Raw genomic sequence first — 17,507 nt, 5'->3', positions numbered from 1 at the left:
AAAAATGAGTGATTACTAAGCCACGATGTGTAGTCATATATGACAAATATAAATGATGTTTGAAGGTTTTGTCATTTATCTTTAACTAAAACGCAAAGATAAAATGATAAAACATCTTGTTTATTCAGGTTTTTGCTGAATATACTTTGCATCCAGATCTCGACTTTTACTTTAATCAACGGAGAAACGCATGACACAAATCAAATTGCCAGCCGGTATGGAAATCAAGGGCGAAATCAAACCAGGCTTTGAGCAAATCCTGACCTTGGAAGCCCTCGAGTTAGTCGCTAAATTGAGCCGTGCATTTGAGCCGCGTCGCCAAGAATTGCTGGCCGCACGCGCCGCACGTGCGCTGCGCCTAGATGCCGGTGAATTGCCAGATTTTTTACCAGAAACCAAACACATCCGCGAAGGTGACTGGAAGATCGCTCCTATCCCTAAAGCTCTGGAATGCCGCCGGGTTGAAATCACAGGACCGGTAGAGCGCAAGATGGTGATCAACGCACTGAATTCCGGTGCCGACAGTTACATGACGGACTTTGAAGATTCCAATACGCCAAACTGGGACAACCAGATCAGTGGCCAGATCAATATGCGCGACGCCGTACGCCGCACGATCAGCTTGGAACAAAATGGTAAAAGCTACAAACTCAACGATACGATTGCGAACTTGGTAGTGCGTGCCCGCGGCTGGCACTTGGACGAAAAACATGTGTTGGTTGACGGCAAACGCATCTCCGGCGGTATTTTTGATTTCGCCTTGTTTTTGTTCCATAACGCCAAAGAACAATTAGCTCGCGGCGCTGGTCCTTACTTTTATTTGCCAAAATTAGAGTCCCATTTAGAAGCGCGTTTGTGGAACGATATTTTTGTTATGGCACAAAATGAGATTGGTTTGCCACAAGGCACAATCAAGGCAACCGTATTGATCGAAACCATCGTCGCTGCATTTGAAATGGATGAGATTTTGTACGAGCTGCGTGAACACAGTGCTGGTTTAAATGCAGGTCGCTGGGATTACATTTTTTCTTGTATTAAAAAATTCAAGAACGACAAAAATTTTTGTCTCGCAGATCGTGCCAAAGTCACCATGACAGCGCCGTTTATGCGTTCCTATGCATTGCTATTGTTGAAGACCTGCCACAAGCGCAATGCACCGGCAATCGGCGGCATGGCAGCATTGATTCCGATCAAAAACGATCCGGCAAAAAATGATGTTGCAATGGGCGGCGTACGAGTTGATAAAGCGCGCGATGCTACTGATGGTTACGACGGCGGCTGGGTTGCTCATCCAGGTTTGGTTGAACTGGCGATGACCGAGTTCAAAAAAGTATTGGGCGACGCTCCAAATCAAATTTCTAAACAGCGTCCTGATATTGAAGTTACTGCCAAAGACTTGCTCAACTTCCAACCAGAAACACCAATCACCGAAGCTGGTTTGCGTTACAACATCAACGTCGGTATTCATTACCTTGGCGCCTGGCTGGCTGGCAACGGTTGTGTGCCAATCCATAACTTGATGGAAGATGCCGCTACTGCTGAAATCAGTCGTTCACAAGTTTGGCAGTGGATACGCTCCAGCAAAGGCGTGTTCGAAGACGGCACAAAAATCACCGCTGATATGGTGCGCGCGATGATTCCTGAAGAACTGGCCAAAGTGAAGGACTTGGTCGGCTCCGGTGCAAGCTATGACCGCGCTGCGACGATTTTTGAAGAGATGTCGACTTCAGATTCGTTTGCAGAATTTTTGACCTTGCCTTTGTACGAAGAGATTTAAATAAGCGCATCGTCAAAATAGAGTTATCAATTTATGCTGGACAAGCAAATGCAAATCCGTCGCCTCTTGGCTTCTGATGCAGTGGCGTTCCAGAAGCTTCGTTTGTTCGGACTTCAAGAGAGTCCGACGGCGTTTGGATCAAGCTACGAAGAAGAGGTCGATCGTTCTACCCCCGAGATCGCGAAGTCATTGGAGGAACAGGTTGGAAAGACTATATTTGGTGCATTCGCGAATCACACTTTGCTTGCAATTGTGGCTGTTGGGAGAGAGACCAGCATAAAAGGAAGGCACCGTGGTTTTATTAGAAGTGTTTATGTGGAGCCATCAGTAAGAGGGCAGGGAATTGGTAAGGCATTGATGCAGCACGCAATGAAGTTTGCCCGAACTATGCCCGATCTTCGACAAGTTACTTTAACGGTTACGGATGGCAACCATGCGGCAATTACCACCTATCTAGCGTTGGGATTTAAGATTTGTGGAACCGCACCAGAAGCTCTTTATGTAGACGGAAAGTATTACGACGAGGTTCAGATGGTTCACCTTTTAAACATGATTTGACCTCTTATTAAAGAAGTAGTGCGCTGAAAAGTAGATCGCTGGAATAGTCCGCGATTTTCGATGTAGTTAGTCAGTTTTCTAAAAACGACCCGTAAGTTATACGGGTCGTTTTTTTATTTTAAACAATATAAAAATATACTCCCCATAAAATTCTCAATAAACCCTCTAATGACCAATGATTATATGGACTATTAATATATACATGCCAGGAGTATATTTTAATCGATTATGAATAAGTTCAGCGTTTGTAGAAAAAACAAGCAAGATTGATATCCGGTATCTCTGCCTTAGTCCGATAGCTGCGAACTCTCTGCCATCTTTCATAATTTGCTAAAGAAGTTTAAATCTCAGAAAAAATCAGCAGAAGATGACAAATTTTAACAATAAGGCAAGTTTAATTTGTTATATTTATGCCCACTGTGTTTGCCTGGCAATTCTTTAACTGGCGAATGCATGACGATTGATGGTAAATCCCTCTTCATAGAAAAGTGAGTATAAAAATGAAACAATATGGCGCGGAGTTTTTTGGGACTTTCTGGCTGGTCTTAGGTGGTTGTGGTAGTGCCGTGTTGGCGGCCACGTTTCCCGGTGTTGGCATTGGTTTGCATGGCGTATCGCTGGCTTTTGGCTTGACGGTATTAACCATGGCATATGCGATTGGTCATATTTCAGGGTGTCACTTAAATCCAGCGGTATCGATAGGCTTGTGGGTTGGTGGCCGTTTTCCTGCCAATAAATTGCTGCCGTATATCGTGGCACAAGTATTGGGCGGTATCGTTGCCGGTGGAGTTTTGTATCTGATCGCCAGTGGTAAGCCAGGTTTTGATGTGTCTGCCGGTTTTGCCTCTAACGGCTTTGGCGAGCATTCGCCAGGCGGCTATTCTTTGCAAGCAGCCTGGCTGACCGAGGCTGTGATGACGATGATGTTTTTAGTGATCATCATGGGCGCTACGGATGCGCGCGCGCCAAAAGGTTTTGCGCCGATTGCGATAGGTTTGGGGCTGACACTGATTCATCTGATCAGCATTCCGGTCACGAATACCTCGGTCAATCCAGCGCGCAGCACTGGCGTGGCGATTTATGTCGGTGGCTGGGCGATCCAGCAATTGTGGTTGTTCTGGGTTGCACCGATTGTTGGAGCGGTGATCGGCGCGGTGACTTATAAAATGATCGCTGGCGATAGTAAATAAGCGGATTAAGATCATTTGGCTTAACGCCGCATTAATACCGTATTGATGCCATATCATTGCTGCATTGCATTTTGATAGTCGTCACTTGCTGATCAAAACTAAGCAAGGTTCTTGAGTAGTTTGTTTTATCTTTATGCTGCAATGCGCCATGAAATAATTGCATGCTATTCTTGAGCCTTCTTTTATTTCAGATATCACCATGCCTGAACAATTTATCAGTAGTACCGACGTGATTACCAACACTGAGCGGTGGTTAGAAAAGGCAGTGATCGGCCTGAATTTATGCCCTTTTGCCAAAGCAGTGCAGGTCAAACAGCAAATCCGGTTTACCGTGAGCGAAGCGCACACGCCCGAGGAATTATTGAAAGAACTGATCAACGAATTAGAGCTGTTAGCAGAAGCCAATCCTGAAAAAATTGAGACCAGCTTGCTGATTCATCCTTATGTGTTGACTGACTTTTTAGACTATAACGACTTTCTCGATGTGGCTGACGCCGCACTGCATGAACTGAATCTGGAAGGCATCATCCAAATTGCCAGCTTCCATCCAGATTACCAATTTGCCGATACCGAATCTGACGATATTGAGAATTTTACGAATCGCTCACCGTATCCAACATTGCATTTATTGCGAGAAGAAAGCATCGACAAAGCGGTTGAGGCTTTCCCCGACGCAGACGTGATTTATGAAAAAAATATTCAAACGATGCGCGACTTAGGTCATGAAGGCTGGCGCAAATTATTTTCTGCTTACCGTAAAAAATGATTTGTCCGGTAATAATTGACGATCTTCGGTATTGATTTGCAATCTTTTTTTATATCGATATGCGTAAAAGTAATTTGTCTCGTTCGTTTTTTTTGGTTGAATCAGTTTAATTATTTAACTCGGTTTATTTAATATACTGGGTTGGTGTATATAGTTATTTTTCATCGTCCTCCATTAAAATAATGGAGGGTAGCTAGGTGACTTAATATACTCCCTGTATTCTTTGTTATTAGAGAGTTAAATCAATTCTGTCTTTACATCAGATGCCGAGATTAATTTCAGCTAGCTTGGTGGTTTTGTAAACACTCTGATCAAATTTTCATATCTCAATCTACATCAGGCCAGATAGTATCGCTGGATCTGCTTAAAAAATAGGCAGGTCAGGCTTGTTATTTTGCGTAGCAGCATGTAGAGTAAAGGGTTGTTTTTTCGCATTTTTCACCCTTTAGGTTTTTATCTATGGCTCTAATCGTCCACAAATACGGCGGTACTTCGATGGGTTCGACAGAACGCATCAAGAACGTCGCCAAGCGCGTCGCCAAATGGCATGATGCAGGCCACCAGATTGTTGTGGTGCCGTCCGCCATGTCTGGTGAGACCAATCGCATTATCGGCCTCGCCAAAGAAATTATGGATCAACCTGATCCGCGCGAACTCGATATGATCGCCTCTACCGGCGAACAAGTTTCTGTCGGCCTGCTGGCGATGGCGTTGCAAGCCATCGGCAAGCAAGCAGTATCTTATGCTGGCTGGCAAGTCGCTATTAAAACCGACTCTGCACACACCAAAGCACGCATTGCATCGATTGACGACACCAAGGTGCGCGCCGATCTGGACTCAGGCAAAATCGTCATCATCACTGGTTTCCAAGGTGTGGACGAAAAAGGCGATATTACAACGCTGGGACGCGGCGGCTCTGATACCTCTGCCGTTGCAGTTGCCGCAGCCCTCAAAGCCCAAGAGTGCCTGATTTATACCGACGTCGATGGCGTCTACACCACCGACCCGCGCGTGGTGTCGGATGCCCGCCGTCTGAATACAGTCACGTTTGAAGAAATGTTAGAAATGGCATCGCTCGGTTCTAAAGTGCTGCAAATTCGCTCAGTCGAATTTGCCGGTAACTACCGCATGCCAACCCGTGTTTTGTCTTCATTGACAGACCCATTAATTCCGCTGGAAGAAGAAATGAATTCCGGCACCCTGATTTCGTTTGAGGAAGACACCAACATGGAACAAGCAACCATCACCGGCATCGCGTTTAATCGTGATGAGGCAAAAATTACCGTTTTCGGTGTGCCGGACAAACCAGGCATCGCCTACCAAATCCTGGGTCCGATTGCGGATGCCAATATCGAAGTGGATATGATTATCCAGAACCAATCGGTAGACGGCAAAACTGACTTCACTTTCACCGTGCCGCGTGGCGAATACGCCAAGGCCATGTCGGTATTAGAAGCAAGCGTTAAAGCTCACATCGGCGCAGGTAGCATCATTGGTGACCCTAAAGTGTCTAAAGTGTCCGTTGTCGGTGTCGGTATGCGCAGCCACGTTGGCATTGCTTCGCAAATGTTCCGCACTTTGTCGGAAGAGAGCATCAATATTCAAATGATCTCCACGTCAGAAATCAAGATCTCAGTTTTGATCGACGAGAAATACATGGAATTAGCAGTACGTTCGCTACATAAAGCATTCGGTTTGGAATCTGCGTAAAAAAATAGTCCTTGTTTGGTTCTAGTGGTTGACCAAATGAGAGCTAGCGGCTATTATCTCGGTCTCTATTGTGATTGAGTTAAAGAGTTGCAATAGTGTGGAGGCGTGGCCGAGTGGCCGAAGGCACTTCCCTGCTAAGGAAGCATATGGGCTTAAACCTGTATCGTGAGTTCGAATCTCACCGCCTCCGCCAAAGAATATGTGCCCACTTAACGAGAGTTAAGTGGGCATTTTTCTTTTTGGCTTTCTTTTTTGGTTTTCTGGTGTGCCATCATCTCTCGAATGCAACCTGTTCTAATTGATGTTTTGATCGACCAATGAGGAGATACTTTTGGTTTTGCATTTGATGCGCCAATCACTGCTACCTATCTTCATATTGTTACCTCGCTTATTGAAGCTTCCAAACGCTTGTGCGTACTTCTGAAATCAATAATAGTTTCTCTATCGAGAATCCATGCAAAATGCACAAGCTCCTGTAGCGATTTTTCTCAATTTTTTATATTTTAGAAATTCTCGTATTATTAATACTCATAGTAGGTATAGTTAAGCTGTCCAGAGATTAATTGGACAGTAGAGGAGTTCTCATAAAAATATTGGGGAGTATATGATTTCTCATGTTCTTTTTATATAAATCACGCATCAGCGTACAGCGTCTTTCTCATTGTAGTCATTCAACATTACAACAAAAAAATCTATGTCAATTCTTATCCCTATGTCATCTGATGCTTTTACGCGTTATGTTGAAAGCGCCATCATTTCTTATGCGGAGCAAAATATAAAATCAGGTCGCTGGCCTGCAGAGAATGCGATGGCGCAGTCACTTGTGGAGCATGACAAGTTGCTGCCGCTAGGATTGCAGACGCCGGATAACTATTTATTTGAAATCCGGGGCATCGGGGAAAGTAGTGAATTAGCTGTAGGCACACTTTGGCTGGCGGTGATTGAAAAAGGTGGCGTGCGTAGCGCGTATATTTACAATATTGAAGTGGCTGAGTCGTATCGCCGCCAAGGGCATGCAAAACGTGCGTTTGCCGCGCTGGAGTTATTTGTTCGCTCGATAGGCTTGTCTGTCATTGGTTTGCATGTATTTGCTTTCAATAGTGGCGCTCAAGCTCTGTATGTGTCGCTTGGATATGAGGTCACCGGGATTAATATGCAAAAGCAAATACAGCAGATTGATTGATGTAGTGGTGGTGGCTACTTATCTCGGTTAACTGTCTCATCCTCGCGGATTCATGGCTAAAAAACACTTTCCTCATCACTAGCTTCAAATTTTTACATCTCGTTTACACCCCTCCCGATACTCTTTACAAAATATTTATATCGTTCTGGCTATTCTTCCCAGTGTTAAAACAAAAACCTTGGGAAGCATGATGAGCGATCTTCTGGATATTTTTTATGTCGGCTGCATTTTGATCTTTTTTATATTGGTCGCTTTGTTCGCCAACGTTTGTAACAAGTTGGGAGAAACGAAATGAGTATGTTCACTATTTTGGGTGCAGTCGTAGCTGCTGCCTTGTTGGTGTATCTGGTGATCGCATTGTTGAAAGCAGAGGAGCTGTGATGACGACTCAGGCGATTGTATTATTGCTGACATTTTTAGCAATATTGTTGGTGTTGTCGTATCCTTTGGGAAACTTCATTGCCAAGCTCTCAGGTAATGGTCGTGTCCCAGGTTTTGGCTGGATATCTCGCTTAGAAAAAGTATTGTATCGTGCTGCTGGTGTTGATCCAGAGCAGGGCATGGGTTGGAAAACCTATGCGTTTGCTTTGCTGGTATTCAACACACTGGGCGCACTGGCGGTGTACCTGCTGCAACGTGTGCAGCAATGGTTGCCTTTGAATCCACAAGGTTTTGCTAACATCAGTCCTGATTCGGCATTTAATACAGCGGTGAGCTTTGTCAGTAACACCAACTGGCAAGGTTATTCAGGCGAATCTGCTATGAGCTATCTGACTCAGATGCTGGTTTTGGTTGGACAAAACTTCTTCTCCGCAGCGACTGGTATTGCGGTTGTCTTTGCGTTGATCCGCGGTTTTTCACATCATTCAGTTAAAGCGATCGGTAACTTCTGGGTCGATATCACTCGCACGACTTTGTACTTGTTATTGCCATTGTCTGTGATCTTCGCTATGTTCCTGATGGGGCAGGGCGTGATCCAAAACTTTGATGGTTACAAAGATGCGACTTTGCTTGATCCGGTCACTTACAGCCAGCCCAAAGTCGGCGCTGATGGTCAGCCTTTAAAAGATGCACAAGGTGCGCCAGTAATGGAAACCTTGACGACTAAAACCCAAACGATTGCGATGGGACCAGTAGCGTCGCAAGAATCAATCAAAATGATCGGCACGAATGGTGGCGGCTTCTTCAATGCCAACTCAGCCCATCCTTATGAGAATCCAAACTATCTGACGAACTTTGCACAGATGTTGAGTATTTTCCTGATCCCTGCGGCATTGTGCTTTGCATTTGGTCGCATGGTTGGCGATATTCGCCAAGGCTGGGCGGTACTGGGTGCCATGACGATTTTGTTTGTCGTGATGACGATAGGCGTGTTGATGGCAGAGCAGCAAATCCATCCGCTAATGCAAGCCTTGAATGTTGATCAGGTGACGAGTGTGCTGCAATCCGGCGGCAATATGGAAGGTAAAGAAACTCGCTTTGGTATCAGTGCGTCTGCCTTGTTCGCAGCAATTACGACTGCAGCATCTTGCGGTGCTGTAAATGCGATGCATGATTCTTTAATGCCACTCGGTGGTTTGGTACCTATCGTCCTGATGCAGTTTGGTGAAGTAGTGTTTGGCGGTGTTGGTTCTGGTTTGTACGGCATGTTGATTTTCGCCATCCTGGCAGTGTTTATCGCTGGTTTGATGATCGGTCGCACACCAGAATATCTGGGCAAAAAAATCCAGTCTTATGAAATGAAAATGACCGCGATTGTGATCTTGGTGACGCCAGCATTGGTATTGGTTGGTACTGCGATTGCAGTGATGGCGGATGCGGGCAAAGCAGGTATTGCTAACCCAGGTGCGCATGGTTTCTCTGAGATGTTGTATGCCTTTACCTCCGCTGCAAATAACAACGGTAGTGCGTTTGCTGGTTTGTCTGCCAACACACCGTTCTACAACATCATGTTGGCGATTGCGATGTGGTTTGGTCGCTTTGCGATGATCGTGCCTATCTTGGCGATCGCTGGTTCGCTGGCATCTAAAAAACGTTTGGAAGTGAACGCAGGCACCATGCCGACCCATGGCTGGATGTTTATCTCATTACTGGTTGGTACCGTGGTGTTGATTAGCGTCTTGAATTATGTTCCGGCATTGGCGCTTGGACCGGTTGTCGAACATCTGCAATTGTTCGCGGCTCATTAAGTTCACTAAGGAAAAAACTCATGTCTAGCGTTAATTCTCAAAATACAAATAAAGCCACAGCTGAGCAAGGTGATGCCTCCGCAGATAAACTGCGTAGCGCAAAATCACTCAGCATGATGGATAGCACACTGATGTGGCCAGCAGTTGTCGATGCCTTTAAAAAGCTGAATCCAGCGACGCAATTGCGCAGCCCGGTGATGTTTGTGGTGTATGTCGGCAGTATCTTAACTACGCTGTTGTGGCTGCAAGCCTTGTTTGGTAAAGGTGAAGCCAGTGCTGGTTTTATCCTGGCGATATCAGTCTGGCTGTGGTTCACGGTCTTGTTCGCTAACTTTGCCGAAGCATTGGCGGAAGGTCGCAGCAAAGCGCAAGCCGCATCTTTACGCGCTTTAAAGCAAACAGTGATTGCCAAGAAACTGGCAGTACCAAAACACGGCACAAGCTGGTTGCCAGCCAATGCCAGCGACTTGCGTAAAGGCGATGTCTTGTTGGTAGAAACTGGTGATGTCATTCCTATCGACGGTGAAGTGATCGAAGGCGTAGCAACCGTGGACGAAAGCGCGATCACAGGTGAATCCGCACCGGTGATCCGTGAATCTGGTGGCGATTTCTCTGCTGTCACCGGTGGTACTCGCGTATTGTCAGACTGGTTGGTGATGCGTGTTACGTCGAATCCTGGCGAAGCATTTATTGATCGTATGATCGCCATGGTAGAAGGCGCAAAACGCCAAAAAACACCAAACGAAATCGCATTGACGATTTTGTTGGTAGCACTGACGATTATTTTTTTGCTCGTTACCGTCACTCTGTTGCCATACTCTTTATATAGCGTAGAAGCGGCGAAATTGGCAGGTATTGCATCTAGCCCTATCTCTATTACGGTCTTGATCGCCTTGCTGGTATGTCTGATCCCAACCACGATAGGTGGCTTGTTATCCGCCATCGGTGTTGCTGGTATGAGCCGCATGATGCAAGCCAACGTTATCGCGACATCAGGCCGTGCGGTTGAAGCCGCTGGTGACGTTGACGTCTTGATGTTGGATAAGACAGGTACGATCACTTTAGGTAATCGTCAAGCATCTGAGTTTTTCCCTGCGCCAGGTGTAATCCTTGCTCAATTGGGTGATGCAGCACAACTCGCATCATTAGCTGACGAAACACCAGAAGGTCGCAGTATCGTAGTGTTAGCAAAGCAAAAATGTAATTTGCGTGAGCGAGAAATGGCGAGCCTGAATGCGCAATTTATCGAATTCACTGCGCAAACTCGTATGAGCGGTGTCGATATCGGTACTCGTGTCATCCGTAAAGGTGCGGCTGATTCAGTGAAGAAGTTTGTTGAGAGCTTAGGCCGTCCTTTCCCAGCTGAAGTCAGCAAAACAGTGGCCGATATTTCTCGTCGCGGTAGTACACCACTGGTGGTAGTGGACGATGGCAAAGTGATGGGTGCGATTGAGTTAAAAGATATCGTCAAAGGTGGCATCAAGGAGCGTTTTGCTGAGCTGCGCCGCATGGGTATCAAAACCATCATGATCACAGGTGACAATAAGCTGACTGCAGCTGCGATTGCTGCAGAAGCCGGTGTGGATGACTTTTTGGCAGAAGCAACGCCAGAAGATAAGCTGAAATTGATCCGCAGCTATCAGTCCGAAGGCCGTCTGGTTGCAATGACGGGTGACGGTACCAATGATGCGCCAGCACTGGCACAAGCAGACGTCGCAGTTGCCATGAACTCAGGTACCCAAGCTGCGAAAGAAGCGGGCAACATGGTGGATTTGGATTCTAATCCAACCAAGTTGTTAGAGATCGTAGAAATTGGTAAACAAATGCTGATGACACGCGGTTCTTTAACCACCTTCTCGATTGCGAACGACGTAGCGAAATATTTTGCGATTATCCCTGCCGCTTTTGTCGCCACCTATCCGCAGTTGAAAGCGTTGGACGTGATGCATTTGTCCAGCCCAGCCTCGGCGATTATGTCTGCGGTGATTTTTAATGCGCTGATCATTGTGTTCCTGATCCCGCTGGCACTCAAAGGTGTGAAGTATCGTGCAATCGGTGCAGCGCGTTTGTTACGTCGTAATCTGTTGATCTACGGTCTGGGCGGTATCGTGTTGCCGTTCGCAGGCATCAAGTTGATCGATATGATTCTTGCTCTGTTTAATTTAGTGTAATTAAGGACTGAAAATGAATTCTCTATTTTCCCAATTTCGTCCTGCCGTAGTGTTGTTTGTTGGCTTTAGCCTGATCGTTGGTGTCGCGTATCCCTACGCAATTACCGGCATCGGCAAAGTGGCGTTTAACAAGCAAGCCGAAGGCAGTCTGGTTGAGCGTGGCGGTAAGATGATCGGCTCTAGCCTGATCGGTCAGGCATTCAGCTCAAACAAATATTTCTGGAGCCGTCCTTCTGCGACATCGCCGATGCCGAATAATTCAACGGCATCTGGCGGTTCTAATCTGGGCCCATTTAATCCAGCACAGATGGATGCGGTTAAAGGACGCATTGCGACCTTGCAAGCAGCTGATCCAGAGAATAAACAAAAGATTCCAGTCGATTTAGTGACCGCATCAGCAAGTGGTCTTGATCCAGAAATCAGTATCGCCGCAGCACAATATCAAGCGACTAGAATTGCCCGCGAGCGTAAAATGACAAACGAACAAGTCATGGAATTGATCGAGAAATTTGCACAACGCCCAGTGATGGGTGTGTTTGGCGAGCCACGGGTCAACGTATTAGCCTTGAACCTGGCACTGGATCAGAAGTAATCTGTCATTGTAGATTTACGTAAAATCACCCCGGCTGCGTAGCAGCGACTAGTCTTACCGGAGATCGCGGTCGTCGCTACGTCTGGCCGGGACAATTTTGCGCAAGTCCTGTAGTTGAGTATCGATATGCGGGATGCACCATGTGTGTCCCGTCTATTCGATCAAGAGTATTTCTAAAAGTGTTTTAAAGACGTGATGCTTGCTTAGTTTTTTCTCGATCAGTTGATTAATGAGTTGATTAGTTAATTAGTTAATTAGTTACTAGCCGTAAGTGGTATCAAGCATTTTTAGAAGTAATTTGATTATTCAGTTATTAAATATACTGCTACCTGTATTTTTAATCGTCTAGGTAATGTCTGGACAATAAGAGTGGTTTTGGCATATACCCCCCCCCTAATTTTTAGTTTAATTTATTAATCTGACCGTTCGCAAAAGCAGACTCCATAAGCTGAATCCCGAAGCACAAACCAGAAGCTCAAGAACAACCTAGATGGCTAATATTCACGATCAACGTCCCGACCCCGACATCTTGCTTGCACATGTGCAGGCACAAGAGCGTCGCGCTACCCGCGGCAAGTTGCGTATTTATTTCGGCGCATCAGCGGGTGTTGGCAAGACCTATGCAATGTTGAGTGCCGCGCACAAATTGCAGAGTGAAGGTCAGCCAGTATTAATCGGTGTGGTAGAAACCCATGGCCGCCGTGAGACGCTGGCTCTACTCGATGGTTTAGAAATCCTGCCACCGAAAGCCATTAATTACCGCGACAAGACGCTGACCGAATTTGATCTCGATGCGGCGCTGGAACGCAAACCACCGTTGATTCTGATGGACGAACTGGCGCATTCCAATGCACCGGGTTCGCGTCATCCTAAGCGATGGCAAGACGTAGAAGAATTACTCGATGCAGGGATTGATGTCTATACCACCGTCAATGTTCAACATTTAGATAGTTTGAATGACGTCGTCGGCGGCATCACCGGTATCCGCGTGGCAGAGACGGTACCCGATACCGTATTTGATGAGGCCGATGAAGTCGTGCTGGTCGATGTCCCCGCTGACGAATTGCTGGCACGTTTGCAAAGTGGCCGCGTCTACAAACCGCAGCAGGCAGAGCGTGCCGCAAAAAATTTCTTCCGTAAAGGCAATCTGATTGCACTGCGCGAGCTGGCCTTACGCCGTACCGCTGATCGGGTAGAAGAAGACGTGCAGGCTTACCGGATAGAAAAATCCATTGGCAAAGTCTGGAAAACAGATGCTGCCTTACTCGCCTGTGTAGGTCCGGGTTTTGGTGCTGATCACTTAATACGCAGTGCCGCCAGATTAGCCAGCCAGCTCAGTGCTGAATGGCATGCGGTTTATGTAGAGACGCCGCAATTACAACGCCTATCTGCGGCGCAACGCGAACGGATTTTAAAAAGTTTAAAGCTGGCGCAAGACCTTGGTGCCAAGACGGCGGTACTGACAGGCCAGGATGTGGCAACGGCGGTAGTCGATTATGCGCATAGTTTGAATTTTTCTAAAATTGTGGTGGGGCGTCGCGGCACCTCTTGGTCGCAAACCTCGATTCATAAACGCATTGCTGGTTTAGCTCCTGATCTGGATTTGATCGAAATTGGTCGTGCCGTATCGCATGATGAAAACGCCGAACGCGCCGAAAAAGAAGAACGCGTCGAGCAGTTCAACGCCGCCGGTAGCGATTGGGACAGGGCAGAAGATCCAGTCAGATCAGCCCGCGGATTTCGTAAGCAGTTACGGTATTTATATGCGCTGCTAGCGATCACCGGAACGTCAGTTTTATGTACGCCATTATTAGACCATTTGCATCTGGTCAATATCGCCATGCTGTTTATGCTGGCGGTGGTCTTGGTCGCATTGCGCTTGGGACGTGGTCCTTCTGTACTAGCGACAGTGATCGGGGTAGCGACCTTTGATTTCTTTTTTGTTCCGCCACGATTTACGTTTGCCGTTAGCGATTTACAGTACTTAATTACCTTTTGTGTGATGCTGGCGGTAGGACTAATAACGGGACATCTGACTGCGGGATTGCGTTATCAGGCCAGAGTCTCAGCCCATCGCGAGTCACGTGCCAGGGCACTGTATGAGTTCGCACGCGACCTGTCCGGTGTTCTGCAATCTGAGCAAATTTCTGAAAGTACTCAGGCGATTATTCAACGCGCTTTCCGTGCAACGGCGACTTTACTGTTACCTGATGATGCAGGCAAATTACAAGCGCCGCAGACGCCGGTAGAAGGTCTTGATTTAGGTATTGCGCAGTGGGCATTTGATAAAGTTGAGGCAGCAGGCATGGGCACAGATACTTTGCCTGCCAGCAGTTTCTTCTATTTACCCTTGGTGGCGCCAATGCGTACTAGAGGCTTGCTAGTCATACGGCCTGACAACCGGCGCTGGATTTTGATTCCAGAACAACGTCAACAGTTAGATACCTTTGCTGCATTGGCCGCGATTGCGTTGGAGCGAGTGCATTACATCGAGGTCGCGCAGAATGCATTGATCCATATGGAGTCAGAGCGTCTGCGCAATTCTCTATTGGCGGCTTTATCACATGATTTGCGCACACCGTTAACTTCGCTGGTCGGCATTTCAGAATCACTGACGATGTCCAAGCCCACTCTGTCCGATGCCCAACAACAAATGGCGCAAGTGTTGCATGACGAAGCAATACGGATGAGCGCACTGGTATCCAATTTGCTGGATATGGCAAGAATCCAAAGTGGCGAAGTGAAATTGAATTTGCAATGGCAACCGCTGGAAGAGGTGGTTGGTAGTTCTCTGCGTGCCAGCACTGCGGCATTGGCGCAATATCAGGTACAAACAAAGTTACCGCGTGATTTGCCTTTGTTACATTTTGATGCCGTACTGATTGAGCGGGTTTTGTGTAATTTATTAGAGAACGCCGCCAAATATTCTCCACCACAATCACTCATTGTGATCCGCGCCGAAGTAGATGCCCATAACAGCGTGGTCAGAGTGATGGTGGATGATAACGGCCCTGGTTTACCAATAGGGCGCGAAGAAGCGATTTTTGAAAAGTTTACTCGTGGCGAACGTGAGTCCGCCACCCCCGGAGTTGGTCTTGGCCTCGCAATTTGCCGCGCCATTATTGAAGCGCATAACGGGCGCATCGCGGCAGCGCATTCGCAAGAAGGTGGGGCATGTATCTGCTTCACTCTCCCGCTAGGAACGCCGCCCATGTTGCCCGAGCCAGAATTGCTGGTCTAGCTAGTTTAAATACTGGCTGTATAGGATGAGCTAAAACTGATTAAAACGACGTGAACAATTTGCGTTAAAAATACAAGTTAGAAAAATTATGATGACAGAAACCACTCCCACTGCCTTATTGGTCGAGGATGAGCCTCAAATACGTCGCTTTGTACGCAGCGCCTTGGAAGAAGAGGGCTGGCAAGTAGAAGAGGCTGGCAGCTTACAACGCGGCTTAATTGATGCTGGAACCCGTCAGCCCGATTTAATTATATTAGATCTTGGCTTGCCAGACGGCGATGGTGTCGATTTTTTAAAAGACTTGCGCAAATGGTCCACTGTACCTGTGATCGTCTTATCCGCGCGCGTGAACGAGGCCGATAAAATCAAGGCGCTGGATGCTGGTGCAGATGATTTTTTAAGTAAGCCATTTGGTGTCGGTGAGTTGCTGGCGCGTGTGCGCGCCACTTTGCGCAGACAGCGCCAGCCTGGTGCTAATACAGATGGGGTTGTGCAATTTGGTGACATCCGGGTGGATCAGCAAGCGCGTATGGTCACCAAAGACGGCACGATGGTACATCTGACACCGACGGAATACCGTCTGCTCAGCGCGTTGGTGACGAATGCCGGACGGGTGGTAACTAATCCGCAATTGCTGCGTGAAGTATGGGGGCCGTCGCACTCAGAACATGGGCATTATCTGCGTATTTACATGGGACATTTACGGCAAAAACTGGAAGATGACCCTACCCAGCCACGCTTCTTCTTGACGGAGACCGCAATCGGCTATCGGTTACTGATACCGAGCTAAAAGCACTCTGAATTTTTTTGCCGTCTTGCCTATATTCATCAATATATTAATTTGGTTAGCGACGCGCGCGGTTTTATTGCTGCTGAACAAGGCCTGTTCTAAATACTGCTTGCTTCAAAAATGCACGCTTCTCTTTTTTGTGCTCGTTCTATTTTTTGATTTTAGAGAGCCTAGGTATAAGCATTCCTAATTGATCCATTGATTTTTGAATAAATTAGCACTGATGACCGGGTGTAAAAAGCTGAGCAAACATTTTTTCAGAAAGTCTGCTATGCCAGCACATCAGGTAGTTACTTATCTTATTTTTGAGACGGTAAGAACTTTATTTGGCCGTTAGGATCTTGACGATATGCGCGAATTTCCCTTTGTCGCAATTCTCGGGGACTACGTCGACTTCATCATCCAATTTTAAACTCATATACTCTGGCACCTCAGCGATGGTACTCAATCCACGACGTGCGTGCTTGTAATGAATTTTGGCAAAATGCTTATTTTCGCGCTCAGAGTCCGAGAGTTTTTCCAGGCACTCAGGTAAATCTTTACGGTCTGATTTGGCATCGTAGAGATGTGTTACCCAGCCATGCTTAAAATTGTCTTTTGTCGCTTGCTCCATATCAGTTTCTTGACTAAATGCATTTGGCGCACAGATTACAAGCACAGTACAGATACTAAGCGCGCTAATCATCAATCTTGGCATTGTGATTTCTTTCTTGGACATCGTATTCTCCTAAGTCGATAAATTGACCTTTAAGTCACTCATTTCGTCAGAGTTTCGCTAATAAAATCCATATACTCCCTATAAGTGGATCAAAAAAATCTAAATTGACTAGGGAATATATGGACGATTGAAATATACGTATAGGGAGTATTTTATTTATTTAAATTTGGTTTGTATTTCTCAAACTCACTATTTACTCTTCTTCCTTTACTTTATCCTTAAATAAGCTGTAGCTCAACGGCAGTAACAGCAGGGTAAAAAAAGTTGCTGAGACAATGCCACCAACAATCACTACTGCAAAAGGGCGTTGGGTTTCTGAGCCGATTCCGTGCGATAACGCGGCTGGCAATAAACCTAAACCTGCCATCAACGCAGTCATCAATATCGGTCTGAGCCTGCTGACTGCGCCTTCAATTGCGCTAGAAAAATCAGCACGGCTGGTTTTCTCAAATTCTAATATTTGCTCAAGCATGATCACACCGTTCTGTACAGAGATGCCCGCTACTGCGATGAATCCTACTGCAGCAGAAACAGAGAAGTGCAAACCCGCCAGTGCTAAACCAGCGATTCCGCCTATCATCGTAAAAGGTACCATCATCAAGATAAGCATTGCCATACGGAT

General features: G+C 46.6%; 15 protein-coding genes and 1 tRNA gene. 13 read left to right on the top strand and 3 right to left on the bottom strand.

Annotated elements, in window-relative coordinates:
- The first annotated feature begins 190 nt into the window (after positions 1–190).
- From aceB to aqpZ, 3 genes are all read left to right on the top strand, one after another.
- Entirely contained in the window at positions 191–1,777 is a 1,587-nt protein-coding gene (gene aceB, locus QN395_RS17995; protein WP_323492578.1) for a malate synthase A, read from the top strand.
- Between the two features lie 48 nt (positions 1,778–1,825).
- Complete coding sequence (locus QN395_RS17990; protein WP_323492577.1) at positions 1,826–2,335, top strand: GNAT family N-acetyltransferase; 510 nt, start codon at positions 1,826–1,828, stop codon at positions 2,333–2,335.
- 500 nt (positions 2,336–2,835) lie between these two features.
- Complete coding sequence (gene aqpZ / locus QN395_RS17985) at positions 2,836–3,525, top strand: aquaporin Z (protein ID WP_323492576.1); 690 nt, start codon at positions 2,836–2,838, stop codon at positions 3,523–3,525.
- A 31-nt stretch (positions 3,526–3,556) separates the two neighbouring features.
- Here aqpZ and QN395_RS17980 read toward each other — a convergent pair whose 3' ends face one another.
- On the bottom strand, positions 3,557–3,688 hold the full coding sequence (locus QN395_RS17980) for a hypothetical protein (RefSeq protein WP_323492575.1): 132 nt from the start codon (positions 3,686–3,688) through the stop codon (positions 3,557–3,559).
- Between the two features lie 36 nt (positions 3,689–3,724).
- On the opposite strand from QN395_RS17980, the gene QN395_RS17975 reads away from it, so the two are divergent.
- From QN395_RS17975 to kdpE, 10 genes are all read left to right on the top strand, one after another.
- On the top strand, positions 3,725–4,291 hold the full coding sequence (locus QN395_RS17975; protein WP_323492574.1) for a DUF1415 domain-containing protein: 567 nt from the start codon (positions 3,725–3,727) through the stop codon (positions 4,289–4,291).
- Positions 4,292–4,750: 459 nt separating this feature from the next.
- Positions 4,751–6,001, top strand: coding sequence for an aspartate kinase (locus QN395_RS17970; protein WP_323492573.1), 1,251 nt, complete (start codon positions 4,751–4,753; stop codon positions 5,999–6,001).
- Positions 6,002–6,100: 99 nt separating this feature from the next.
- Positions 6,101–6,194, top strand: a tRNA-Ser gene (locus QN395_RS17965).
- 501 nt (positions 6,195–6,695) lie between these two features.
- Positions 6,696–7,184: a GNAT family N-acetyltransferase gene (locus tag QN395_RS17960; RefSeq protein ID WP_323492572.1), complete on the top strand. Its 489-nt coding sequence runs from the start codon at positions 6,696–6,698 to the stop codon at positions 7,182–7,184.
- Positions 7,185–7,475: 291 nt separating this feature from the next.
- Positions 7,476–7,565 carry a K(+)-transporting ATPase subunit F gene (kdpF, locus tag QN395_RS17955; protein ID WP_322118514.1) on the top strand — a complete coding sequence of 30 codons (90 nt, stop codon included), beginning with the start codon at positions 7,476–7,478 and terminating at the stop codon, positions 7,563–7,565.
- A complete protein-coding gene (gene kdpA / locus QN395_RS17950; protein ID WP_323492571.1) occupies positions 7,565–9,373 on the top strand; it encodes a potassium-transporting ATPase subunit KdpA in 1,809 nt (602 codons plus the stop codon). Before kdpF ends, kdpA begins: the two co-directional genes overlap by 1 nt.
- Positions 9,374–9,393: 20 nt before the next feature.
- Positions 9,394–11,544 (top strand): potassium-transporting ATPase subunit KdpB, encoded by a 2,151-nt coding sequence (gene kdpB / locus QN395_RS17945; protein ID WP_323492570.1) that lies wholly within the window; start codon positions 9,394–9,396, stop codon positions 11,542–11,544.
- 13 nt (positions 11,545–11,557) lie between these two features.
- Positions 11,558–12,136, top strand: a complete 579-nt coding sequence (gene kdpC, locus QN395_RS17940; protein ID WP_323492569.1) for a potassium-transporting ATPase subunit KdpC — start codon at positions 11,558–11,560, stop codon at positions 12,134–12,136.
- Positions 12,137–12,626: 490 nt separating this feature from the next.
- Positions 12,627–15,377, top strand: a complete 2,751-nt coding sequence (gene kdpD, locus QN395_RS17935; protein ID WP_322118518.1) for a two-component system sensor histidine kinase KdpD — start codon at positions 12,627–12,629, stop codon at positions 15,375–15,377.
- 91 nt (positions 15,378–15,468) lie between these two features.
- A complete protein-coding gene (gene kdpE, locus QN395_RS17930) occupies positions 15,469–16,167 on the top strand; it encodes a two-component system response regulator KdpE (RefSeq protein ID WP_322121561.1) in 699 nt (232 codons plus the stop codon).
- 322 nt (positions 16,168–16,489) lie between these two features.
- Here the strand turns inward: kdpE and QN395_RS17925 are convergent, their stop codons facing one another.
- Together QN395_RS17925 and QN395_RS17920 are read right to left on the bottom strand one after the other, a co-directional pair.
- Entirely contained in the window at positions 16,490–16,885 is a 396-nt protein-coding gene (locus QN395_RS17925; protein ID WP_322118519.1) for a hypothetical protein, read from the bottom strand.
- A 193-nt stretch (positions 16,886–17,078) separates the two neighbouring features.
- The coding region (locus QN395_RS17920) for an efflux RND transporter permease subunit (RefSeq protein ID WP_323492568.1) at positions 17,079–17,507 on the bottom strand (429 nt) is incomplete at its 5' end.

The organism is Undibacterium sp. RTI2.2 (genome assembly GCF_035018705.1).
Classification (GTDB): Bacteria; Pseudomonadota; Gammaproteobacteria; order Burkholderiales; family Burkholderiaceae_D; genus Undibacterium.
Note: the sequence above shows the minus strand (reverse complement) of the source record. Positions and strands in the feature narration are given on the sequence as shown.